This window comes from Pseudomonas extremorientalis (genome assembly GCF_001870465.1).
In the GTDB taxonomy this organism is placed as follows: domain Bacteria; phylum Pseudomonadota; class Gammaproteobacteria; order Pseudomonadales; family Pseudomonadaceae; genus Aquipseudomonas; species Aquipseudomonas extremorientalis.
The window spans coordinates 85,628-103,503 of sequence record NZ_MDGK01000013.1; the positions used below are offsets into that span (position 1 = coordinate 85,628).

Consider the following 17,876-nt stretch of genomic DNA (forward strand, 5'->3'; position numbering starts at 1 on the left):
CACACCTGCACGTAGGGAATAGTAGGCACCAATCCTGCAATTGCTCAAGGCGCACTCGTCATCCCTGCCACGGGTGGATATAGAAAGGGCTTCGATCTACCGATGATCGAAAGCCTGAACATTGCCGGCAGTTGAACCTTGAGACGAACAGGCGCTCTTAAAGTCACCTCTACATGCGCAAAAGATACCGGGCAACGCGAAGCCATGCTGAACGTAAGTGTCAGCGTGGATATATAAAATTTCATCTGTTTACAGGGCTTAACACATGCGGGCCGGCCCTTTCAGCCTGGATCCGATTTGCGCCTGGTTAAAAAAATTGGACAGTTTTTATACAAACCTCCAAAAGATTAGCCAAAATAGATTCGGCACGAGAATTTTTTTTGCTTCTTGCGCTACGTCAGTTTACTTACTACAAGTAATGGGTAGTATGTACGCCGGCTATTGGCTCACTCTGAGATACTAGCCATCTAATAGAAAGTCCTTGAAGGGGAACACGATGAACAACGTTCTGAAATTCTCTGCTCTGGCTCTGGCCGCAGTTCTGGCTACCGGTTGCAGCAGCGTCTCCAAAGAAACCGAAGCTCGTCTGACTGCGACTGAAGACGCAGCAGCTCGCTCCCAGGCCCGTGCAGACGAAGCCTACCGTAAAGCTGATGAAGCGCTGGCTGCTGCTCAAAAGGCACAACAGACTGCTGACGAAGCTAACGAGCGCGCTCTGCGCATGCTTGAAAAAGCTAGCCGCAAGTAATAATCCCTCGGGGTTGTTATCAAGCCGATCCATTTATGGGTCGGCTTTTTTATTGCCTGGGATTTGTGCCTGGATCACGGGCAATAAAAAGCCCGCCGTGGCGCAAGGCCTTGGCGGGCGTTTGATGCCGTGCCTTATTGCTGCAGATCGATCGGCGCGCTGGTGGCGACCGCCGCTGCGCCGGGCACACCGATTTCCGTCGGCAAACCATCTTCCGCCGCGACCACGTCACGTACCTGATCCCAATTGACCCGCAAATTGTTGGCCAGGTCTTCACGCTTGAGCAAGGCGTTGATCACCGCAGTGTGCTTGTCGACCACCGACGGCGTACCGTCATCATTCAACGGCGTATGCGCTTCAAGGTACACCTTGCCGCCACTGCTGCCGAACTTGTAGGCGTCGTTGATGATGCGCACCGATGTCCCCACCGGCACCATGCCGGCCATCTCCAGCACATTATTGTTGAACATGCGGAAGCAGCCGTGGCTTGTACGCGTGCCGATACCAAATTTCATGTTGGAACCGTGGATCAGGTAACCCGGTGTGCCCAGGGTGAACTTGAACGGACCCAGCGGGTTGTCCGGGCCGGCCGGCACCACGTTGGGCAGCGGGTCGCCGTTGGCGGCGTGCTCGGCCTTGATCGAGGCGGGCGGGGTCCAGGTCGGGTTGGGTGTCTTGGCAATGATGCTGGTATGGGCAATGGGTGAACCCCAGCCTTCACGACCAATTCCCAACGGGAACGTGTAGACCACGTTCTGACCCTTGGGGTAGTAATAGAGCCGGTATTCCGCCAGGTTGATCACGATGCCCTCGCGCGGCCCCGGCGGCAGGATGAAACGCGTCGGCAATACGATCTCGGTACCCGCACCCGGCAACCAGGCATCCACACCCGGGTTGGCCGCGACCATCTCCGAATAGCCCAGGTCATAGGTGGTGCCCAGGTCGGCAAAGGTATCTTCGTACTTGGCCTTGATCACCTGGACCTGGCCGACGATGTCTTCACCCGGTGGGGGCAATGGCAACTGCAAAGCTGACGCAGAACCGGCCGCACAAAGCGCAGCGAGAGACAGGCAGCAGGTGACGACGGAAAGGCGCGACAACATCCGGTAAATCCTTCGCAGACGACGGGTAGGTAAACATCGATTGTATACGTGAAGCGCGCTTCTAGCTGCCCCCTACAACTCGAAACGCAGCTCCGGCCAGATCGGCGGCGTGCCGCGCTTCTGGGACTCCAGGATGGCACGGCACAGCGGGCACAAGCGCTGGTCCTGGAAAATCGAACGATCGACTCGCGACCAACGCGGTTGCGCCGGCAACAGGGTGCCGCACAGCGTGCGATCGATGGAGCCACCCAGTTCCAGTTGACGTGCCACCAGATGCACCCGCACTTCCTGGCAGGCGAACAGATCCAGCTGCTCGTCCGGCTCGATCAGTTGGTAGTTAAACAGGGACCAGGCAGGACGCGACATCAGGGGCTCCAAATCGGGGGGGCGCCACCTTAGCCGAAAGCCTGCCGGTAGAAAAGCGTCATAGCAGCGGTTTTAACGTCGGCCAGACATTTTCCAGCAACTTGCCCTGGGCACCGACCGCCGGGTGAAGTTGATCGGCCTGCATCAGCTCCGGGTGACCGCCCACACCATCGAGGAAAAACGGCACCAGCGGGACATTCTTTTGCTTGGCCAGCTCGCCATAGACTTCGGCAAACGCGGTGGTGTATCGCGGGCCATAATTGGGGGGCAATTGCATTCCCAACAACAACACCCTGGCGCCACCGGCCCTGGACTGGTCAATCATCGATGCAAGATTTTGTTGCAATTGCGCAGGCGGTTGCCCGCGCAGGCCATCATTGCCCCCCAACTCAATAACCACCACATCCGGCTTGTGCTCTGCAAGCGCCGCCGGCAGCCGCGCCAGGCCTCCGGCACTGGTGTCGCCACTGATGGAGGCATTGACCACCTTATCGTCGAAACCTTCCTGCTTGAGCCGTTGCTGCAGCAGGGCTACCCACCCTTTGCTGGTATCCAGGCCGAAACCGGCACTGATACTATCGCCAACGATCAGGACTGTACCCGCCGCTGCGTTCTGGGCCATGCACATCAAGGCCAGGCCAGCACTCAAAAACCACATTCGCATCGGATTCTCCATGGGCGCAAGCATTCTCACCGCGCGGAACCTTAGCAAAGTGGTTCCCAGCGCGGAAGGTGAACTGACTATCCTGCACGAACTGAGCCTGGAACTGAACAAGGGCGATAGCCTGGCTATCGTCGGCAGTTCCGGTTCCGGCAAATCCACCCTTCTCGGCCTGCTGGCCGGCCTCGACCTGCCCAGCAGCGGCGAAGTCACCCTCGCCGGACAAGCCCTCAGTACCCTCGACGAAGACCAGCGCGCGCGCATCCGTGCCGAGCATGTGGGCTTCGTATTCCAATCCTTCCAATTGCTCGACAGCCTCAACGCCCTGGAAAACGTCATGCTGCCGCTGGAACTGGACGGCCGCAAAGACGCTCGCGAACGGGCCAGGCACCTGCTGGAGCGCGTAGGCCTGGGCCAACGCCTGACGCACTCGCCACGCCAACTTTCCGGTGGCGAACAGCAACGGGTAGCGATTGCCCGCGCCTTTGCCGCCGAACCGGACGTGCTGTTTGCCGATGAACCCACCGGTAACCTCGACAGCCACACCGGCGAGCGCATCAGCGACCTGCTGTTCGAACTCAACAAGGAGAGCGGCACGACCCTGGTGTTGGTCACCCACGATGAGCGCCTGGCCCACCGCTGCCGGCGCCTGATCCGCCTTGAAGCCGGCCTGATGGTCGCGCCCCTGGAGCCTTGATGGCACGTTTGCCGCTGTTACGCCTGTTCAGCCTGGCCATGCGCCAATTACTGCGCGATGCCCGCGCCGGTGAATTGCGCGTGTTGTTCTTCGCCCTGTTGGTGGCCGTGGCCGCCAGCACCGCCATCGGTTACTTCGGTGCGCGCCTCAACGGCGCCATGCTGTTGCGCGCCACCGAATTCCTCGGCGCCGACCTGGTGCTTGAAGGCAGTTCGCCGGCCCGGCCCGAACAAATCCAGTCCGGCACCGAGCTGGGCCTGGATCACGCTCGCATCGTGGAGTTCTCCAGCGTCATCGCTACCGATAACGGCATCCAGCTCTCCAGCATCAAGGCGGTCAACGAGCAGTACCCGTTGCGCGGTGAACTGAAAAGCGCTGCCGTGCCCTTCGGCGATGAAACCCCAGGCGGTGGCCCGAAACCCGGTGAAGCCTGGGTGGAAGCGCGGCTGCTGACCGCGCTCGACCTCAAGGTCGGTGACAGCATCGATGTCGGCATGAAGACGCTGCGCCTGGCTCGCGTACTCACCTATGAGCCGGACCGCGCCGGCAACTTCTACAGCCTCACGCCCAGGGTGATGATCAACCTGGCGGACCTGGACGCCACCGGTGTGGTGCAACCCGGCAGCCGCGTCAGCTACCGCGAACTGTGGCGCGGGCCACAGGGCAGCACCGTGCTGCAAACCTATCGCGATCTGGTCAAGCCGGGGCTCGCCGCCAACCAGCGCCTGCAGGATTCACGGGACGGCAACCAGCAGATCGGCGGCGCCCTGGGCAAGGCAGAACGCTACCTGAACATGGCCAGCCTGGTCGCCGTATTGCTGGCGGGTGTGGCGGTGGCGCTGTCGGCCAATCGCTTTGCCACGCGACGTTTCGACGCCAGTGCATTGCTGCGCTGCCTGGGCTTGTCACGACGTGAAGCCATGTTGCTGTTCAGCCTGCAACTGAGCGTCCTGGGGCTTTTCGCCAGCCTGGTCGGCGCCCTGCTTGGCTGGCTGGCGCAGTTTGGCCTGTTCTACTTTCTCCACGACCTGTTACCCGCGGACGTTCCACCCGGCGGGCTGCTACCGGCGGTTGCCGGGATCGGCACCGGGTTGGTCGCCCTCGCCGGCTTCGCCCTGCCCCCGCTGGCCGCATTGGGTCGAGTGCCACCGCTGCGGGTATTGCGCCGTGACCTGCTGCCGATCCCTTCCAGCACCTGGATGGTCTATGGCGCAGCGTTGTTCGCCTTGGGCCTGATCATGTGGCGCCTGAGCCTCGACCTGGTGCTGACCTTCGCCCTGCTCGGTGGCGGGGTGGTTGCGGCACTGGTACTCGGTGGCTTGCTTCTGCTCTTGCTGCAAAGCCTGCGGCGACTGCTGGCCCGCGCCTCCCTGCCGTGGCGCCTGGGTCTGGGCCAACTCCTGCGTCACCCACTGGCAGCGGCCGGTCAATCCCTGGCATTCGGCTTGATCCTGCTGTCCATGGGCTTGATCGCCCTGTTGCGTGGCGAACTGCTCGACACCTGGCAAAACCAGCTGCCCAAGGACGCACCGAACTATTTCGCCTTGAACATCCTGCCGGCCGACAAGGATGCCTTTGGCGCCCGTCTGCTGGAACTGCAGGCGCAATCCGCGCCACTGTACCCGGTGGTGCCGGGGCGCCTGATCAGTATCAATGGCGAACCGGTACAGGAAATCGTCAGCAAGGACTCCAGCGGCGACCGTGCGGTGCAACGCGACCTGAGCCTGACCTGGGCCGCCGACCTGCCACCAGGCAACGCCCTGACGGCGGGCTCGTGGTGGTCGGCGCAACCTACCGATGAAATCCCGGGTGTCTCGGTCGAAGCCAAGGTAGCGGAAAGTCTCAAACTCAAGCTCGACGACCACCTGGTCTTCACCGTGGGCGGAGAGAATCGAGAAGCGCGGGTCGCCAGCCTGCGCACCATCAACTGGGATAACTTCCAGCCCAACTTCTTCATGATTTTCCAACCGGGCACCTTGAAAGATCTGCCGGCCACCTACCTGACCAGCTTCTATCTGGCGCCCGGGCATGACCAGCAGATCGTCGACCTGTCCCGAGCGTTCCCGGCGGTAACCATCCTGCAAGTCGAGGCGTTGCTGGAGCAATTGCGCAGCATCCTCGCCCAGGTGACCCTGGCGGTGGAGTACGTGTTGCTGTTTGTACTGGCGGCAGGGATGGCGGTGTTGTTCTCCGGCCTGCAAGCCACCCTGGATGAACGCATTCGCCAAGGCGCGCTGCTGCGTGCGTTGGGCGCCGAACGCAAGCTGCTGGTCAAGGCCAGGCGTATCGAGTTCGGTTTGCTGGGTGCCGTCAGTGGGTTGCTGGCGGCGCTGGGCACGGAGCTGGTGACGTTCGTGCTGTACCGCTACGCATTTGACCTGGCCTGGCACCCTCACCCGTGGCTGTTGCTGCTACCGGTGATCGGTGCCGTGCTGATCGGCGGTGCCGGTGTGTTTGGCACCCGCCGCGCGCTGAATGCCAGCCCGTTGACGGTGTTGCGCGAAGGTTGAAATGCGATGGGCCCGGACTCTTTACAGAATACGGGCCCATTTTGCTCACTTCACATATTCGATCCCGGTGATCCACCAGCACACCTCACCGCTTGGGGTCTGCACGATAGCCTCGTCATCCACCTCCTTGCGCAACAGCGCACGGGCCATGGGCGAATCGATGGAGATGTAGTCCATCCGGTCATAAATCTCGTCATAACCGACAATACGAAAACGCTTGGTTTCACCCTGCTCGTTTTCAATATCCACCCAGGCGCCGAAAAACACCTTGCCCTCCTGCTCAGGCATGTACTGCACCACGCGCATGTCTTCCAGGCGTTTGCGCAGGTAGCGCACGCGACGATCAATCTCACGCAACAGTTTCTTGTTGTACTGGTAGTCGGCGTTTTCGCTGCGATCCCCCAGCGAAGCCGCCCACGTCACTTTGCGCGTGGTGTCCGGGCGCTTTTCGCGCCACAGGTAATCCAGCTCCTTTTTCAGCGCTTCATGGCCTTCTTTGGTAATCATCTTGGTACTCAAACGCTTGCATCCCCAGGCAATGTCCATAGGTGCCGATACGCCTGGGTTTCATGCCCTGGGTTCGGCTGGCTGGCGTTGATGATAAATGAACCGGTGAAAGTAGCCAGGCCGGTCTAGCTGTCCAGCGTCCGATCCAGCTCCAGCAACATGCCCCGCAGGCTTTGCCGCAAGCCCGACACCTGTGACGTCATCACCTTCAAGGCTTCGGTCCTCTGGCTGACGGCAAGCGACTGATCATGCAGTTGAGTGGTGCGCTGTTCCAGCTCTCGAACCTTCTCATCCAGTTGGTTTTGTTCCTGTTGCAATCGCGCCTGCCACTGCTCAAGTGCAGTCTCCCGCTCGATTGCAGCGAGTTTTTGCTGGGTCAACTCTTGAGCGACACGGGCAAGGTTGGTCAGCGTGCTATCGACTTCGAACAATGTACTGTGGTCGCCTGAAGACATGGACTTCGTTGGCACCGGCGCATCAGGCTCACGTGGAATGGCAGGTGCGGCCTGCGCCACGTCCACTGGCGTGCTCAAGGGTGCCTGCCGGGGCTCCTCAACCGGTTGTTCATGCAGCGGAGGGCGGACCGACTCGGGTGGGCTCGCGCTCTTGGGAGGAGAGATCATTTGTGACGAAAACCGAATGGACGGCACAATCACTGAAGCACTTTCGATCGCTGGCAACGTCGGCGCAGACATGCCCAGGGTGATCACTTTCATCACCAGCGCTTTCTTGATGATCACCGAATGATGATCCTCAGGCCTGGCCGGTGGCAACTTGCAACCTTTCAAATCGACAAAATGATAAGGCACTTGGGTTTCGGTAACACCACCGGATTTAACACCCGAAGCGGCCAATGTCAGTATTTGCTTGAAAACATGCAATGCCACCTGCAGGTCTTCCTTGGATTCAACGCTTCCCAGAAAATACCGATCAAGTTTCTTACGCAAGGCCGCGATATAGACCCTGGAACTTCCAGGCTCTATCTCTTCATCCAGGCTATACACAAGGAAGTTTGAGGCCGTCTGACCGACAGCAAACCCACAGAGCAGTGCACCGTTAACCGGAGCATCTTGACCATTGCGTTCAAGAACAAGGGTACGTAGCAGCATCATGCAATCAGGCCTCAATATTCGGACAGAAAGTTTATATAAACAACCAATAAACATTCAAAAATTAGACACTCCAAAACACGACACATTGTTTCAGTGGTCTGCCCGCCCTGCACGTAGGACTTGTCTTATTAATGCTGACCGACGTTCCCAAAACCGCGAGCAACCCGTACCCTTTTTTCAACCTCCCTACGTCATACCAAACTTATTCGGTAAAACAATGATCGAAATAAGCAATCTGACAAAACACATGGGTAACAATACTATTGTCAGCGACTTTTCATTCAGTGCCGGTCAACAGGAATGCCTCGGGTTGTTCGGACAGGATCACACAGCCAAAACAGTCCTGTTCGATGTCATTGCCGGTTCAACACAGCCGTCCAGCGGTCATATAAATATTCAGGGCTTCGACACACAAACCCACCCGCTCGAAGCAAGGCAACTGGTCGGCTATCAACTGTCCAACGACCTCGGCCATCCAACGATGTCCGTCAAAGCGTTCCTGGATTTCATTGCTGCCATTCGTGGCTTTCGCGGTACCGAAAAACGTGACCGCCTGGAACAGTCCATCGCACGACTGGAGTTGTTTCCGGTGCTCGATGCCCCCCTCGACCTCCTTTCTATCGCCTGGAAACGCAAAGTCGCAATTGCCCAGGCCATCCTGCATGGCCCTGCCCTGTTACTGCTGGACGAACCCACCGAAGGACTCGCACAGGATCAGAAGCACGCATTCAAGGCGCTTATCCAATCATTGACGCAAGAAATGGCGGTCATCATTGCCTCGCGTCACTGCGAAGAGTTGTCCGAACTGTGCACACGCGCCCTGGTCATTGCCAACGGTCGTCTGGTGGCCGATACGCCACTGCCCGATCTACAGCGCGACTCGCGTCACTTCCAGGCAGTCACCCTTACCGCCGAGACGCCACTGGACCTGTTGGCACTGGCTGTCCTTCCAGGTGTGGCAGGCATCGAAGAGCATCGAAACGCGCCCGGCACAGTGACCGTTCTCGCCATGCCCGGACACACCATCTATCCCCATATCAACACGCTGATTGCCAGCCGGCGCTGGAAAATCAACTCACTGAACCTGGAGCCAGGTCGCCTGAATGATGTGGTCCACCATCTGACCAAAGAGGCGTCCCATTGAGACTATTGCCCATCATTCTGAGGCGTCAACTCACCAGCTATGCGCGCTCCCCCAGCACTTACCTCAACATTGCCATTTTCCTTATACTGTCAGTGACATTAGGGTTGTACGTAAGTCCGTGGCGGGAACAAAACGGCAGTGACTTACAGGTATTTTTCCGGTTCCACCCTTCGCTTTATTTATTGCTGATTCCCGCCCTGACCACTCAACTTTGGTCCGATGAAACCAACGCAGGTTTTTTCAGCCTGATGAAAACCCTGCCCATCACAACGCTCGAATGGATTGTCGGAAAATTCCTCGCCGCCTGGCTGGTGGCCAGCACCGCCCTGTTTCTGATGTTCCCCCTGGTGATCATTGCGAACTATCTGGGCAACGCCGACAACGGTGTCATTGCCTCGCAATTTCTGGCGAGTTGGCTGCTGGCAGGCAGTTACTTATCCGCAGGCTGTTTTATTTGCGCACTGGTCCATCACCGCACTGTTATTTTCGTATTGACACTGGGCTTGTTACTGACAACCAGTGGCCTTTCCTATGTATTGGACTCACTTGAACACCAAACCCCTATATGGCTGATCGACAGCCTGGCATCCCTCAGCCCTACCTGGCGATTCAGCAGTATCGATGATGGAAAACTCACACTGCGCGACATACTTTATTTTATTAGCATGATCCTCGCCTTTCTCACCGCAACGACAGTCACACTCAACTACAAACACAGATGAGAAGGGAACCTCTTAATGCGGTCCACTCTGCGCACCGGTATGACGCTTTGCGTCACCTTTTTGCTTTTCCTGGCTTTCAACCTGGTGTGGATAGGTAAACTTCCTGATATACGCTGGGATCTTTCTCAACAAAAAATCCACACTTTATCGCCCCCCGTATACCCACTGCTCGCAACGCTGGAAAGCCCGGTGGACATGTATTACTTCAATTCAAATAACGACCCGAAGCGAAGCTACGCCGTGAAACGCTATGGCAAACGTATTGAGGACCTGCTCAAGGAGTACGAAAAGAAGGCTCGGGGCATGATCAACCTGCACGTGATTGAACCCGCTCCCTATTCGGAAGACGCCTATAAGGCACGGCTGTCAGGGCTCGACGAGAACACAGGTTTTCTCGGTCTCATCAGCACGAGCCCCGGTCATGGCGTGCGACGTATCGGTTCTTTCAGCCTCGAGCGCGAGCCCTTGCTCGAATATGAAATAAGCCACCTGCTCTACAAGTTGCAGCACCCGGAGCGACCGGTTGTTGGGCTGCTGTCGGGGCTGTCGATGGACGAATCCGCAGGTCGGCTCCTGCAGGCCGTACGGCGAGAATTCGAACTGGTCGCTCTGGAGCCGAATGCCGCTCTAATTCCCGAACACATCAAAACGCTGATGGTTGTACAGCCACGGATGCTGCCGGAACGGACCTTGTATGGGATTGAGCAATTTGTCTTGAGGGGCGGTAGATTGATGATGTTCATCGACCCGTTGAGCGAACAACGTTCAACCGCATTCCCAGCCAATAGCCGACTGGACGAGGTGCTTGCCGCCTGGGGTATCCAGATGCCGACGGACAAGCTGGTGGTCGACTCTCTCTACACGCCCTGGGAGACGCCAGATATGCCCAATCGAGTCAGGCTGAACTTGCCACGACAGGCAATGAACCTGAACGACATCAGCACCTGGAACCTCAACAGGGTGACAGTATCGAGCAGTGGGGCGCTGGTGCAGTTGAACAAAAGCCGCACAACCTTCACCCCGATCCTGCAAAGTTCCGAGCAATCCGTGCTGTTGGAGGCCAACCAATCCCCTCGCGCAACAAAGTCCGATTCCTTGATTGAAGAGGCTTCGAGCCGAGAACGGCGCCATGTCATTGCTGCACGCATCGAAGGGCCGAGCTACTCAGTCTTTTCCGATGGTATCAAGGGCCTGCCGCCCGGGTTGCAAACAGCCGCGCAGATTCATGTTGTGGTCATCGCTGACACCGACATGCTTACCGATAAGGTCAGCGACGCGGCGCCCGATGGCAACGCGCTGTTTGTTCTGAATACACTGGATAACCTGTCCGCCCCCGACATGCTCGTCGCGATTCGCCCAAGGGCAACGCAGGACATGCCGACGGTGCTGGAGGGTATGCGCGAGGTCGCAAGACAGGCCTATCGTTCGAAAGCCAGCGAACTGGAGCGACGCTTGCAACGAACAGAGCAGGAATGGCAACGGCTGAGCCCATGGACAACCACCCTCGGCACTCAGGCAGTGGAGACCAATACCCAGCTGCAAGCACTCAACAAGGAACGACTGCGCCTACCCATGGAGCTGAATACCCTGCAGCGCGAAGCCTACGCCCAAGTGCGTCGTCTGGAGTTGGCGATAACGCTGGTGGCGGTCTTCGCCATGCCGCTGACGTTATGCCTGATCGCCTGGGTGGTCTTTCTTGGAGAGCGCCGACGCCGGTTGCAAGCCGGCGGCATTATTCACTGAATGTTCAGCGACGGGCTATCAGCCCCTGTCGTGCGATACGGGTCAATTGGCGGATGACTTCGGTGGCATTGTTGGCACTCGGGGCCTGGATAACCGCTAGGTCAAAGCTGTCACTGGCAAAACGCGCAAGTGAATCGCCATCTTCAACAAACTGGATCAGGAACGCCGAAGGTCGGCCAGTGCGACGCGGCCAACCATCCAGGTAACGCAATAGCGTGGGCTGGTGTTTGCCGCCAAGAAGAATTTTCGGGTTGCGTTGAGTGAGGTCCGCAGTAATCGGGGCCAAGCGTATCAGGGGGCGTAATGCATTCATCGTGTCGTGTCTCTGCCTCAAAAGTCTGCGGGCAGGTGAGAGGCAACACCGAACCAGCGCTTTAGCGGAATTTCGAAGCATGAAACACGCTTCTGTCGGGACCGATGACGATCACCCATGGCGCCCCGCAATTAGCTGTTTAAATCGGCGCATGAGCGGCATCCTAGAGAAGCCGGTGGGGCGGTGTCAAGAATCCCGAGCAACGAAAAGGCCCGCACAGGGCGGGCCGATTCAAGGTGTTGCAGCCCAATCAGTGGGCGATGGCGCGGTCTGCGGACAGTTTGCCAGCACCCTCCAGCAGTACCGCCAGTGAGCCGCCGAGCAGGGCCAGGGCGAACTCATAACCGTTGTTGGCCATGAACAGGCCGTTATGGATGTGCACCGAGAAGATCGCCACCAGCGACAGGAAAGTCAGGCCCAATGCCGCAGGGCGAACCAGCAGACCGATGATCAACGCCAGGCCGGCAAAGAACTCGGTACCGCCCGACAGCAGCGCCATCAGCGTTCCCGGCGCCAGGCCGATGCTTTCCATCCACTGGGCGGTGCCCGCCAGACCGTAGCCGCCAAACCAGCCAAAAAGCTTTTGCGAACCGTGGGCGGCGAAGATGATGCCTACCACAATGCGCAGAATAGTCAGGCCGTAACCGGCGCGAGTGGAGAGAATGCGGTTGATCAGTGGGCTCATGGTGCAGATCCTTTTCAAAGTAGGGTTGGTTGGCCGCTATATTAATCAGTTAAAGCAATGATAAAAGCCGAAAAAATGCCTGATTAATATCGATAAAATCGATTACTTCCGTGAAGCGATTTTCGGCGCTGGCGGTTCCAGGGACTCCCGCTCCCGATCGAACGCCAAGAAATACTTGTTGACGCTATTAACATAGCTGACGCCGCCCATCCCTACCTGCTCCATGGCAATGCGTTCAACCTGGAAAAACCACTGGTTGGGGTTGAGCCCCCGCCGCTTGGCTTCAGTACGCATGCCCTGCACCCGCTCCGGCCCCATGTTGTAAGCCGCCAGCACAAAGGCCATGCGCTCGCGCTCGTTGAGCTTGGGGCTGGCGAAGAACTTGCGACGGATCATTGCCAGGTACCGCGCGCCGGCCTGCACGTTGCTGTCGAGACTTTCGATGTTGTTGACCCCCACGCGTTGCGCCGCCGATGGCGTGATCTGCATCAAGCCGGTAGGGCCGCCGCTGTTGCGCGCGCCAGGGTCAAGCGCCGATTCCTTGAAGGCCAGTGCGGCGAGGTTCAACCAGTCCATGCCCTGCTCGCGGGCGTGTTTCTGCAAGACCGGGCGCAGTTTTTCCAGGCGCTGTCGGTCGACGCGGGCCAATGGGTTGCGCACTTGGTAAAGGCGACGGTAGATACGCTGGAATGCCACATCCTGATCGGACGGGGTTCGATAGGTCTTGAGGAATCGATCAATGCTGGCCCGCAGCATCGAGGCATCCTGGCGCACGAACCAGTATTCGTCGCCCGGCTCGCTGATCGCCACCTGCTTATCGAAACGCAACTTGGGCAGGATCTTCGACCAGCGCTCGGCAATCGGCTTTTCGACAATGGTCAGGTGGAAAATACCGGCCTGGACCATCTCCAGCACATCTTCCACGGCCAGGGTCGGGTCCACCCACTCCACTTTCACCGGCGGCTGCTTGTGCAGCGCGAGTTTTTGATTGACCTGGTTGATGGCATCCGCCGCGGCGCTACCGGTGGTCAACGCCAGGGTGCGGCCGGACAATTGTTCCAACTTGGTAAACCGCCGCTCGCCCTTAACCCCCACCAGCCACAACGGCACATCGCTGGCAATCGGGTCGCTGGTGCTGATCTTGTGCGCCGCTTTTACATCGAGCAGTTCACCGGGCGCCACCAAATCACCTTCGCCACGGGCCAGTGCGCCAAGCAACTGGTCCTTGGCCTTGGGAATGATCTTGAGGTTGATCTCCTGGCCATCACGGGCATGGCCATTGAGGTACTGCTCGAAGGCGCGCAGGCGATGGTATTCAACACCGATGGCCTGGCCTTGCACCTCACCGGAGCTGTTACGGCTCTGGTTGACCAATACGCGCAACGTGCGGCTTGAACGAATCTCCGCCAAATCACGCACCTTGCCGGGCTTGGTCACTTCCAGCGGCCCGTCCAGACGCGCAACCGCCGCCATGGGCAGCAGCATCGTCAGGCACAACATAAGCAACGCCGAGGGTCGGATCATCCGCTCTCCGGAAAGAATACTGGCCAACGCCCTCGCGAAAAACGAGGCGGTGGGGGTCAGAAACAGAGCGCTTTATGCGCTGGCAAGGTACGCAACGGCGGCATGATGAAAGGCGGCGGGCCAACCACAATGTCGCTTGCGACGTTCAAAGACAGCTATAACTCGTTGTAGTTCTTCGTTTTTCTTATAAATCTACAGCTCTGATATGCTTTCCGGCCGCAGGCGGAGATAGCACCATGCAACTCATTGATATCGGCGTCAACCTGACCAACCCCAGTTTCGACGAGAAGCACCAGGCCGTGCTCGAGCGTGCCTATGCTGCCGGCGTGCAACAATTAGTACTCACCGGCACCAGCATCGAGGGCAGCGAACAGGCCCTGGCGCTGTGCGAAAAACTCGATGAAAGCAGCCAACGCCTGTTCAGCACGGCGGGTATCCACCCCCACTCCGCCAGTGACTGGAACGGCGATAGCGCATCACGTTTGCGCGGGTTGCTGAAAGAAAACCGCGTACGCGCAGTCGGAGAATGCGGGCTGGATTTCAACCGGGATTTTTCACCGCGTCCGCAGCAGGAAAAAGTCCTCGAAGAACACCTGGTGCTGGCCATCGAGCTGAAACTGCCGGTATTCCTCCACGAACGTGATGCCAACCAGCGCCTGTTGGATATCCTCAAGGACTACCGCGACCACCTCACCGCCGCCGTGGTGCACTGCTTCACGGGCGAACAACAGGCGCTGTTCAGCTACCTCGACCTCGACTTGCACATCGGCATCACCGGCTGGATCTGTGACGAACGCCGTGGGACACACCTGCACCCCCTGGTCAGGGAAATTCCCCGTGGCCGCCTGATGCTGGAAAGCGACGCGCCCTACCTGCTACCGCGCACCTTGCGTCCGAAGCCGAAAAACGGTCGCAACGAGCCCGCGTATCTACCCGAAGTGCTGCGCGAAGTCGCCCTGCACCGCAACGAGAGCGTGGAAGACCTGGCACGCCACAGCACGGCCTGCGCCCGTCGCTTTTTTGGGCTGCCTGCCGTGGATTGATGCGGCGCATTGACCCATGTCAAAACCGTTTTCCTGGATAGCGGCACAATAATGGCACCTTGCCAATGCTGTTTCCGCTATCAGAGAAAACCTTCCATGGGTGCCTGGCTTAGCAATATCTCGCTGAAGTACAAATTCTGGGCCGTCAATGCGGTCGCCTTCATTACCACCCTGCTGCTGGTGCTCTATGCCGTGCAGCTTGAACAACAGTCCCGCAGCGATGCATCCCGGGCTTCGGCGCAAGCCCAGGCACACTTGTTCAATGCGTGGCCGACTGGCGAAGCATTGCCCAAGGGCGAGCACTGGCTGACGTTCAAGCGCGGCCAGGTCCCACAACTGGCGGAGCAGGATCTGTCAGCCCTTGGCAGCAACCTGGGCTGGGTCGAACTCAATCACATGCCGTGGTTCGGCGAAAACCCGCTGATGGGTGCCGAAGTCATCGCCCGCCCTGACGGTCAATACGTCGCCGTGCTTGCCTACGCGCCAAGCCTGAGCCAGGTGTTCGAAGAACGCTTCGCCAACTATGCAGTGGCGGTCCTGATCCTGATGCTGGCGATGCTCGGCGCCTCGCAACTGCTGATCCGCTTCCTGCTCAGCCAACTCAACACCCTGAAAGACGTGATGCTGCACGTAGAGAAAACCGGCGACCTATCGGCCCGCGTGCCGTTGGCCTGCAAGGATGAAGTTGGCCAGATGGCCAGCGCCTTCAACGCCATGCAAGCGGGCTACCAGCGCGTCGTCAACACCGTGGCACGCACCGCCCAGCAACTCGACGATGGCGCCGCACGGTTGGCCAGCAGCATGAACGACGTGCAGCACGGCATGCTCGGCCAGCAAAGCGAAACCGACCAGGCCGCCACTGCCATCAACGAAATGACCGCCACCGTCTACCACATCGCCCAGCACGCCGGCGCCACCCGCGACCTGTCCCAGACCGCCGACACCCTGGCGGGCAGCGGCCAGGAAGTGGTCACCCGCGTACAACGCTCGATTGCCGGCCTCTCCACGGGCGTGCAGCAGACCGCCGAGATGATCCAGAAGCTCGCCGAGGACAGTCAGAAAATCAATGGCGTGGTCAGCGTGATCCATAGCATCGCCGAGCAAACCAACCTGCTCGCCCTCAACGCCGCCATCGAAGCCGCCCGCGCCGGGGAAATGGGCCGGGGTTTTGCCGTGGTTGCCGACGAAGTGCGCAACCTGGCCAAACGCGTACAAAGCTCCACCGACGAAATCACCCGCATGGTCTCGGCGCTGCAGGCCGGCACCCGCGACGCGGTGGACTTCATGCAGGAAAGCTCGTTCAAGGCTGACGACTGCGTGCAGCAAGCCCAGGAAGCCGGCGCGGCCCTCGCCGAAATCACCAGTGCCGTGGCGCAGATGCGTGAAAGCAACACCCAGATCGCCGTCGCTGCCGAGCAGCAAAGCCACGTCGCCGAAGAGATGAACCGTGCGGTGGTGAGCATTCGGGATGTGACCGAGAACACCGTGCAGCAAACCGTGGATTCGGCGACGACCAGTAATGAACTGGCAACCTTGGCCGGTGAACTGAGCAAGGCGATTGGGCAGTTGAAGCTGTAGGACTGTTCAACCCGTAATCCCATACCTACAACAAAGCCTCGGTTTGCCCGAGGTTTTGGCGAAACGTCCTAACCCTCCCGGCGAATAACGCCGACTTCTTTTCCCTGGCAACCTCTTCAAAGTCTCTCGCCTGTTCAATCAGCGCGAGGGACCGCCGATGCACTTCTCCAGCCGTGCCCCACTCAATGGGGCTGCCTCATGACTCCAGTTATTGCCCGGTTCATCCTGGCGCCCATGGATGCCAAGGCGCCGGACGTTGAAGGCGTCCTGCGTGACTTGCGTGAATGCCTCAACACGTTTGACGAGTGGGCCGAAAGCTTCTGGAGCGGCTCGGCGCTGGAAGTCGAGCAGGTGTTCAAGGTCGGCGACGAGGTTTCCCTCGTCGCTCCGGCGTCCTCCAAGAAACCGAATCGCACGGTTGCCACCTGTAAGGCCCAGGGTGCGTTGACCCTGGTGCATATGTTCGAGAGCACGCGGTTTGTGCCTATCGGCAATACGCCGGTGATGCTGCAAGCGATTGCGCCTGACGGCAGCCCAATGGGTGCGCCGATCCATCACACCATCGGCCCCAGCGGCATGCTTGAAGTCAGCGACTGCACCCGCGATCAGCGCTACCAGATCACCCTCTATCCCAACGTTTCCAAGGATCACATCAAGGCGCTGTATGCGTCTTATCAGTCGGTGATCGCAGAGCTGGAAATGGGCCTGCGTGATGAGTGGGCGAAGACCTTCAAGCCGCAATGGAGCGACTTTGCCAACGCCATATCCTTGGAACGCAGTGCGATGCAGGGCATGGCGTTTTCCAGCGGCATGGCCAAGGCGCTCTACAACCTGTGGGACAACTTCACACAACTGTACGACCTGCTGGCGGACCTCAAGAGCAATAGCCAGAAACTGCTGCAGTACGTCTCCCAGGCCGAACTGGATGAACTGTTGAAACTGGGCAAGGACACCATTGCCCAGGGCTTGCTTGTGCTCAGCGATGAGCCGCTGATGTTTATCTATCTGTCGGCCCTGGTTGCCTGGGTACGCATGCTGCCGCCGCCGCAGATGTACGAGCTGCTGGGCGAGATGACCGGCGAGGTGCTGATCAATCTGTTTCTGATCTGGGCCACGCGAGGCATGGGGGTTCAGCTTCGTTTGGGTATGCAGGTGCTGGGGCACATCAAATCCGAGCGCGTGCGTAAATGGCTGCAAATGCTGGCGGACCAGATGGTTGGACCTCGTCTAGAGGGCCATGTCGAAGCGGCCAGGCCGTTGTTGCTGGGCAGCGCAGAGACGCCGATAAGGGTGATTCCGGATGCGCCGTTGAAGGCTGCGGATCAGGTGGTCTCCAACGCGGTGCCGGTGGTGCGCAACAAGTCCCAGCGAACCGCGTTGGTGCGGCAGGAGACCGTGGATGATGTGCCGGTTTCTGCTC

16 protein-coding genes and 1 pseudogene are annotated in these 17,876 nt (G+C 59.0%); 9 read left to right on the forward strand and 8 right to left on the reverse strand.

Features of this window, described 5'->3' with window-relative positions; genetic code table 11:
- Positions 1-496: 496 nt before the first annotated feature.
- On the forward strand, positions 497-748 hold the full coding sequence (gene oprI / locus BFN10_RS03775) for an outer membrane lipoprotei OprI (protein ID WP_003172710.1): 252 nt from the start codon (positions 497-499) through the stop codon (positions 746-748).
- Positions 749-882: 134 nt separating this feature from the next.
- On the opposite strand, the gene BFN10_RS03780 is transcribed toward oprI, so the two are convergent.
- From BFN10_RS03780 to BFN10_RS03790, 3 genes are all read right to left on the reverse strand, one after another.
- Positions 883-1,851 carry a L,D-transpeptidase family protein gene (locus BFN10_RS03780; protein ID WP_071488532.1) on the reverse strand — a complete coding sequence of 323 codons (969 nt, stop codon included), beginning with the start codon at positions 1,849-1,851 and terminating at the stop codon, positions 883-885.
- 72 nt (positions 1,852-1,923) lie between these two features.
- A complete protein-coding gene (locus BFN10_RS03785) occupies positions 1,924-2,217 on the reverse strand; it encodes a hypothetical protein (protein WP_010211879.1) in 294 nt (97 codons plus the stop codon).
- Between the two features lie 58 nt (positions 2,218-2,275).
- Positions 2,276-2,881, reverse strand: coding sequence for an arylesterase (locus tag BFN10_RS03790; protein WP_071488533.1), 606 nt, complete (start codon positions 2,879-2,881; stop codon positions 2,276-2,278).
- Positions 2,882-2,891: 10 nt separating this feature from the next.
- Here BFN10_RS03790 and BFN10_RS03795 point away from each other — a divergent pair, with 10 nt between their 5' ends.
- Entirely contained in the window at positions 2,892-3,575 is a 684-nt protein-coding gene (locus tag BFN10_RS03795; protein ID WP_005786391.1) for an ABC transporter ATP-binding protein, read from the forward strand.
- Positions 3,575-6,085: an ABC transporter permease gene (locus BFN10_RS03800; protein ID WP_071488534.1), complete on the forward strand. Its 2,511-nt coding sequence runs from the start codon at positions 3,575-3,577 to the stop codon at positions 6,083-6,085. Before BFN10_RS03795 ends, BFN10_RS03800 begins: the two co-directional genes overlap by 1 nt.
- 45 nt (positions 6,086-6,130) lie before the next feature.
- On the opposite strand, the gene greB is transcribed toward BFN10_RS03800, so the two are convergent.
- Together greB and BFN10_RS03810 are read right to left on the reverse strand one after the other, a co-directional pair.
- Positions 6,131-6,604 (reverse strand): transcription elongation factor GreB, encoded by a 474-nt coding sequence (gene greB, locus BFN10_RS03805; RefSeq protein WP_071488545.1) that lies wholly within the window; start codon positions 6,602-6,604, stop codon positions 6,131-6,133.
- Between the two features lie 113 nt (positions 6,605-6,717).
- Positions 6,718-7,704: a hypothetical protein gene (locus BFN10_RS03810; protein ID WP_071488535.1), complete on the reverse strand. Its 987-nt coding sequence runs from the start codon at positions 7,702-7,704 to the stop codon at positions 6,718-6,720.
- A 217-nt stretch (positions 7,705-7,921) separates the two neighbouring features.
- On the opposite strand from BFN10_RS03810, the gene BFN10_RS03815 reads away from it, so the two are divergent.
- The 3 genes from BFN10_RS03815 to BFN10_RS03825 are packed head-to-tail and all read left to right on the forward strand — an operon-like array spanning position 7,922 to position 11,313.
- Entirely contained in the window at positions 7,922-8,848 is a 927-nt protein-coding gene (locus BFN10_RS03815) for an ATP-binding cassette domain-containing protein (RefSeq protein WP_071488536.1), read from the forward strand.
- Positions 8,845-9,570 carry an ABC transporter permease gene (locus BFN10_RS03820; RefSeq protein WP_071488537.1) on the forward strand — a complete coding sequence of 242 codons (726 nt, stop codon included), beginning with the start codon at positions 8,845-8,847 and terminating at the stop codon, positions 9,568-9,570. Before BFN10_RS03815 ends, BFN10_RS03820 begins: the two co-directional genes overlap by 4 nt.
- A gap of 15 nt (positions 9,571-9,585) precedes the next feature.
- Positions 9,586-11,313 (forward strand): Gldg family protein, encoded by a 1,728-nt coding sequence (locus BFN10_RS03825; protein ID WP_071488538.1) that lies wholly within the window; start codon positions 9,586-9,588, stop codon positions 11,311-11,313.
- Between the two features lie 4 nt (positions 11,314-11,317).
- Here BFN10_RS03825 and BFN10_RS03830 read toward each other — a convergent pair whose 3' ends face one another.
- The 3 genes from BFN10_RS03830 to BFN10_RS03840 all read right to left on the reverse strand — a co-directional run bounded on the left by BFN10_RS03830 (position 11,318) and on the right by BFN10_RS03840 (position 13,835).
- Positions 11,318-11,626, reverse strand: a complete 309-nt coding sequence (locus tag BFN10_RS03830) for a hypothetical protein (RefSeq protein ID WP_071488539.1) — start codon at positions 11,624-11,626, stop codon at positions 11,318-11,320.
- 250 nt (positions 11,627-11,876) lie between these two features.
- Entirely contained in the window at positions 11,877-12,311 is a 435-nt protein-coding gene (locus tag BFN10_RS03835; RefSeq protein WP_071488540.1) for a DoxX family protein, read from the reverse strand.
- 102 nt (positions 12,312-12,413) lie between these two features.
- On the reverse strand, positions 12,414-13,835 hold the full coding sequence (locus tag BFN10_RS03840; RefSeq protein ID WP_058427986.1) for an MltF family protein: 1,422 nt from the start codon (positions 13,833-13,835) through the stop codon (positions 12,414-12,416).
- 236 nt (positions 13,836-14,071) lie between these two features.
- Here BFN10_RS03840 and BFN10_RS03845 point away from each other — a divergent pair, with 236 nt between their 5' ends.
- The 3 genes and pseudogenes from BFN10_RS03845 to BFN10_RS03855 form a co-directional block, all read left to right on the forward strand.
- Positions 14,072-14,878, forward strand: coding sequence for a TatD family hydrolase (locus BFN10_RS03845; protein ID WP_071488541.1), 807 nt, complete (start codon positions 14,072-14,074; stop codon positions 14,876-14,878).
- A 96-nt stretch (positions 14,879-14,974) separates the two neighbouring features.
- Positions 14,975-16,456, forward strand: coding sequence for a methyl-accepting chemotaxis protein (locus BFN10_RS03850; protein ID WP_058427988.1), 1,482 nt, complete (start codon positions 14,975-14,977; stop codon positions 16,454-16,456).
- 198 nt (positions 16,457-16,654) lie between these two features.
- Positions 16,655-17,876, forward strand: a pseudogene (locus BFN10_RS03855) (type IV secretion protein Rhs); the annotation flags it as partial.

Excerpts from the sequence above, each read along its gene's own strand:
- BFN10_RS03840 (WP_058427986.1), bottom strand. The coding sequence starts at position 13,835 with ATGATCCGACCCTCGGCGTTGCTTATGTTGTGCCTGACGATGCTGCTG.
- BFN10_RS03825 (WP_071488538.1), top strand. The coding sequence starts at position 9,586 with ATGCGGTCCACTCTGCGCACCGGTATGACGCTTTGCGTCACCTTTTTG.
- BFN10_RS03830 (WP_071488539.1), bottom strand. The coding sequence starts at position 11,626 with ATGAATGCATTACGCCCCCTGATACGCTTGGCCCCGATTACTGCGGAC.
- oprI (WP_003172710.1), top strand. The coding sequence starts at position 497 with ATGAACAACGTTCTGAAATTCTCTGCTCTGGCTCTGGCCGCAGTTCTG.
- BFN10_RS03815 (WP_071488536.1), top strand. The coding sequence starts at position 7,922 with ATGATCGAAATAAGCAATCTGACAAAACACATGGGTAACAATACTATT.
- BFN10_RS03835 (WP_071488540.1), bottom strand. The coding sequence starts at position 12,311 with ATGAGCCCACTGATCAACCGCATTCTCTCCACTCGCGCCGGTTACGGC.
- BFN10_RS03795 (WP_005786391.1), top strand. The coding sequence starts at position 2,892 with ATGGGCGCAAGCATTCTCACCGCGCGGAACCTTAGCAAAGTGGTTCCC.
- BFN10_RS03810 (WP_071488535.1), bottom strand. The coding sequence starts at position 7,704 with ATGATGCTGCTACGTACCCTTGTTCTTGAACGCAATGGTCAAGATGCT.
- BFN10_RS03845 (WP_071488541.1), top strand. The coding sequence starts at position 14,072 with ATGCAACTCATTGATATCGGCGTCAACCTGACCAACCCCAGTTTCGAC.
- BFN10_RS03800 (WP_071488534.1), top strand. The coding sequence starts at position 3,575 with ATGGCACGTTTGCCGCTGTTACGCCTGTTCAGCCTGGCCATGCGCCAA.
- BFN10_RS03790 (WP_071488533.1), bottom strand. The coding sequence starts at position 2,881 with ATGCGAATGTGGTTTTTGAGTGCTGGCCTGGCCTTGATGTGCATGGCC.
- BFN10_RS03785 (WP_010211879.1), bottom strand. The coding sequence starts at position 2,217 with ATGTCGCGTCCTGCCTGGTCCCTGTTTAACTACCAACTGATCGAGCCG.
- BFN10_RS03780 (WP_071488532.1), bottom strand. The coding sequence starts at position 1,851 with ATGTTGTCGCGCCTTTCCGTCGTCACCTGCTGCCTGTCTCTCGCTGCG.
- BFN10_RS03850 (WP_058427988.1), top strand. The coding sequence starts at position 14,975 with ATGGGTGCCTGGCTTAGCAATATCTCGCTGAAGTACAAATTCTGGGCC.